Annotated in this window: 3 protein-coding genes; all 3 read left to right on the top strand. The window is 44.9% G+C overall.

Annotated elements, in window-relative coordinates:
* The first annotated feature begins 114 nt into the window (after positions 1 to 114).
* The gene (locus AB5618_RS21235; RefSeq protein ID WP_148462460.1) at positions 115 to 510 is read left to right on the top strand and encodes an IS66 family insertion sequence element accessory protein TnpB; all 396 of its coding nucleotides are present in this window, start codon (positions 115 to 117) and stop codon (positions 508 to 510) included.
* Between the two features lie 14 nt (positions 511 to 524).
* Positions 525 to 878: an IS66 family insertion sequence element accessory protein TnpB gene (gene tnpB, locus AB5618_RS21240; protein ID WP_173702600.1), complete on the top strand. Its 354-nt coding sequence runs from the start codon at positions 525 to 527 to the stop codon at positions 876 to 878.
* Between the two features lie 64 nt (positions 879 to 942).
* The gene (locus tag AB5618_RS21245) at positions 943 to 2,478 is read left to right on the top strand and encodes an IS66 family transposase (protein WP_148462458.1); all 1,536 of its coding nucleotides are present in this window, start codon (positions 943 to 945) and stop codon (positions 2,476 to 2,478) included.
* Positions 2,479 to 2,544 lie beyond the last annotated feature (66 nt).

Consider the following 2,544-nt stretch of genomic DNA (forward strand, 5'->3'; position numbering starts at 1 on the left):
GTAAGCGTCAAATAAGAATGTGTAGCGAAATCTTTAGAGTTTTCCTGTAAACTTAGGGTTAGAGTTTTTAGGCTTTACACCAAAAACTCTAAATACAGAAAAAGGAGAGAACTCATGGACATTTCTTCTTTAACCCCTGATAAGCAGGTGAAACTTCAATACTGGCTGGAGGTAATCCGGCAATGCAGAGCCTCTGGACTGACGAATCAGGCATGGTGTGAACAGCATAACATTTCTTTAAAAAGTTATTATTACTGGATTGCAAAAATCCGAAAACTTGCCCTGGAGGATCTGCCTCGTAAGAATAACGGAATTCATGCAACAGCAGATCAGTATACGCTTTTGCAAAATCCGGCCTCTGAGTTTGCAGAAATTCCTCTTCCTGGTAGACACGCTACCCGTTCGGATCCTGCAGTGGTACTCCATATCGGAACCATAACGGTTGAAGTTTTTGAAGATATCTCCTGTGAGCTGCTGTCTACAATCCTGAAAGCTGTGCAGTCATGCTAGGAGATATTTCACGTGTGGAAAAAATATATATCCGTTGCGGCTATACCGATATGAGAAAACAGATCAATGGACTGGTTGATATCATCCAGTACAACTTCAAGCTGGATCCATACAGTAATTCATTGTTTCTATTCTGCGGCAGACGGGCTGACCGGATCAAAGCGGTTCACTATGAAGGGGATGGTTTCTGCCTTTTATACAAACGGTACGAAAGCGGACAGCTTCAATGGCCGCGGACTGGTGAGGAAGCAAAACAGATATCTGAACAACAGCTCCGCTGGCTTCTGGAGGGTTTGAATCCAGAGCAGCCAAGAGCAGTGAAAAAATGGCTTCCAAACAAGTCTGATTCGTACGAAAAATCCTTATAAATACTGGGAAAACTGACCTTTTTATGGTATACTAAAACCATCGAAACGGAAGGATTTTCAGCTCATGCCAAACAAGGAACAGGAATATAAAGAGCATATCAAAGAACTGGAACAGCAGATCCGGCTCCTGAAAGAGCAGGTTGATTTCCTGACCCGAAAACTTTATGGAACAAAATCTGAGAAGACATCTACTCTCGAAATAGAGGGGCAGATGTCTCTTTTTAATGAGATTGAATCCTCTGCTGATCCCGATGCTCCCGAGCCGGATCTTGTTGAAGTGGAAAAGCATCTCCGTAAAAGGAAGTATGCCGGCCAGCGGGAGGAATTGGTCAAAAACATTCCCCACAGTAAGGTACTCCATACTATGGATGAAAGAGAACAGATCTGTGAAAAATGCGGAAGTACCATGGTAAAAGTCGGGGAGGAGTTTGTCCGTACGGAGGTACAGTTTATTCCCGCAAAGCTGAAGGTGGTCGACCATTACAGGGAAACTTATGAATGCAGGTCCTGCCGCAAAAAAGGAACTCCTTATATGGAGAAAGCCCCAGTGCCCTATCCCCCTGTTATGCATTCCCTGGCGTCTGCGTCTACGCTTGCATGGCTCATCCATCAAAAGTTTGAATTAGGCATTCCACTGTACCGTCAGGAAAAAGAGTGGGAGGCTCTGGGATTTCGTTTAAGTAGGGCGACCATGTCAAACTGGCTTCTGGTCGTCTACCGGGATTGGCTCCAGCACATCGTTCATCGTCTCAGGCAGGAACTTCTGAATCAGAGATATCTGCATATCGATGAAACTCATGTACAGGTACTGAAAGAACCTGGGCGGAAGAATACTTCCGATTCTTATATGTGGGTTTACTGCAGCATGAAGGGGGCGGAAAATCCTATCCGGTATTTTGAGTACCAGCCTGGACGGGGCGGAAAATATCCGGAAGCATTCCTGAAAGGATATGAAGGTTATATCCATACAGATGCTTATTCCGGATACAATGGGCTTACCGGAGTAAAACGATGCCTGTGCTATACCCATCTGCGCCGGGCTTTTGTAGATGCGCTCCCTAAGGATGTCCATACCCCTGAAGCGTCAAAACCCGCAGAGGCAATCCTCTGGCTGAATAAACTTTTTAATATAGAGGCCGAACTGGAGGATCTTTCTCCTGAGCAAAAGAAAAAAGAACGTCTTATCCGCGAGAAACCGCTTCTCGAGGCTTTTTGGGCGTGGACAGAAAAAAGTGCTGCTTCCGAGTTGCCAAAGTCCAAACTTTCCAAAGCGTTTTATTATGCATTAAATAACCGTCAGGAATTCTTCAATTATCTGGAAGATGGACATTGTTCGATTAGTAATTCGCTCGCAGAAAACTGCATCCGGCCATTCGTGATCGGAAGAAAGAACTGGCTGTTTGCAGGAAGTCCGAAAGGAGCCGCCGCAAGTGCGGGGATCTATACACTGGTTGAAACTGCCAAAGCAAATGGACTTGCCCCAATGAAGTACCTGAAATATATCCTGGCGGACATGCCGGGAAGCACTTTCCTGGAACATCCCGAATATCTGGATGATTACCTGCCCTGGAATCCCATAGTAAAAGAACTATGTCAATAACTGTTGAGCTTTCAGTATAAAAGGTTGGCGGTTATTTTTCTATACACTGTTTTATTTGACGCTTAC

The organism is Ruminococcus sp. J1101004sp1_RTP21198st1_B9_RTP21198_201120 (assembly GCF_040924245.1).
Classification (GTDB): Bacteria; Bacillota; Clostridia; order Lachnospirales; family Lachnospiraceae; genus Blautia_A; species Blautia_A faecis.

Coding starts and splice junctions, on each gene's coding strand:
- AB5618_RS21235 (WP_148462460.1), top strand. CDS start 115: ATGGACATTTCTTCTTTAACCCCTGATAAGCAGGTGAAACTTCAATAC.
- AB5618_RS21245 (WP_148462458.1), top strand. CDS start 943: ATGCCAAACAAGGAACAGGAATATAAAGAGCATATCAAAGAACTGGAA.